We start from the raw sequence: 1,525 nt of genomic DNA, 5'->3' as shown, positions 1-1,525 counted from the left end.
ATTTACCACTAAGATTCACCGTATGGATCACGAAGTCCGCATCACCCTCAGGTTGCCCGCAGACCTCCACGCATGGCTGGTCACTCAGGCGAAGTCAGCCCGGAGGTCCCTGAATTCCGAAATCGTGTACCGCTTGGAGGAAGGGCGCGCCGCCACTGAGGCGGACAGCGAATCGCCCTGATGGCGATTCATATGTCGTTGCCCTGCTCCGCAGGTGCTTCATTACTCCCCGGCCTGTAAGGCCGAGCATTCCGGAGGTTCCCGGTGACAACCCCTGCCCCCCGCATCCCGACCATCGACCTGCGGCCCTGGCTCTCCGCGGACCCCGGCGCCCGCGCCGCCATCGCCCGCACCCTGGACGAGGCCCTGCAGACCGCCGGGTTCTTCCTGGTCACCGGGCACGGCGTCGACCCGGCGCTGCGCTCCCGGATCCGGGAGGCCGCACGGACGTTCTTCCGGATGCCCGCGGACGTCAAGCAGCCGTACTCCGCGAAGGTCGGCGGCCGCGGCTGGCTCGGTCCCGGAGCCGAGGCCAACGGCTACTCGGAGGGCACCGAGACCCCGCCGGACCTGAAGGAGTCGCTGACCTTCGCCACCCACGAGCCCTTCGAGGACCCGGTCGTCAACGCGGAGTGGTACGCGCCGAACGTCTGGCCCGCCGAGGTGCCCGAGCTCCAGTCGCTGTGCGAGGAGTACCTGGAGCGGATGGGCGACCTGGAGAAGCGACTGCTGTCACTCCTCGGCGAGGCCCTCGGGCTCGCACCCGACTTCTTCTCCCGGCACATGGACCATCCGACGTACGGCTTCAACATCAACTGGTACCCGGGCACGGAGGTGATCGGGGAGCCGCAGCCGGGCCAGTTCCGTATCGGCCCGCACACCGACTTCGGCACGGTGACGATCCTCGACCGGCAGGCCGGCAAGGGCGGGCTCCAGGTGTTCACGGACGAGGGCGGCTGGGAGGACGCGCCCTTCGACCCGGACGCCTTCACCATCAACATCGGTGACCTGATGGCCCGTTGGACGGGAGACCGGTGGCGGTCCGGACGGCACCGGGTGCTGCCGCCGCCGGCCGACGCGCCCGCCGAGGAGTTGATGTCCCTCGTCTACTTCGGTGAGTGCACCCCGGGCACGACCGTCGAGTCCGTACCGGCACCGGTCGGGCGGGTGGCGCACGAACCCGTCGACTCCCACGGGTACTTGAGGGCGAAGCTGGACTCGATCACGGTCGACTGAAGCGATCCCAGGGTCCCCCGCAGGCCCTCTGGCCACGGGGGATACAGTGCGACGGCCGTTTTCCGAACACGCCACGGGGCGGCCGTCGCAGCTGGGGGAGACATGAGGAAGCGCACCGCCGTACAGGGACTGCTGATCACGGCTACCGCCCTCGTCGCCGCGGCCGCCGGAGTCGGCGGCACCCTGCTCTACCAGCGGATCACCGCCCCGGACACCGCGGCCGTCGACGCGCAGGCCGCAGCCCTCGCCCAGGACCTGCGCCAGGACCTGACCGCCGGCTTCCACTCGG

General features: G+C 69.7%; 3 protein-coding genes. All 3 read left to right on the top strand.

Annotated elements, in window-relative coordinates; genetic code table 11:
* The first annotated feature begins 22 nt into the window (after positions 1–22).
* Complete coding sequence (locus JF597_RS54925) at positions 23–181, top strand: Arc family DNA-binding protein (RefSeq protein ID WP_294014707.1); 159 nt, start codon at positions 23–25, stop codon at positions 179–181.
* A gap of 83 nt (positions 182–264) precedes the next feature.
* The gene (locus JF597_RS54920) at positions 265–1,236 is read left to right on the top strand and encodes a 2-oxoglutarate and iron-dependent oxygenase domain-containing protein (protein WP_294014704.1); all 972 of its coding nucleotides are present in this window, start codon (positions 265–267) and stop codon (positions 1,234–1,236) included.
* A 102-nt stretch (positions 1,237–1,338) separates the two neighbouring features.
* Positions 1,339–1,525: hypothetical protein (locus tag JF597_RS54915; protein ID WP_294014702.1), on the top strand; the 187-nt coding region annotated here is incomplete at its 3' end.

Origin of the sequence: Streptomyces sp., from assembly GCF_019510245.1 — a bacterium.
Lineage (GTDB): Bacteria > Actinomycetota > Actinomycetes > Streptomycetales > Streptomycetaceae > Streptomyces.
This window is presented reverse-complemented; position numbering and strand designations above follow the sequence as displayed.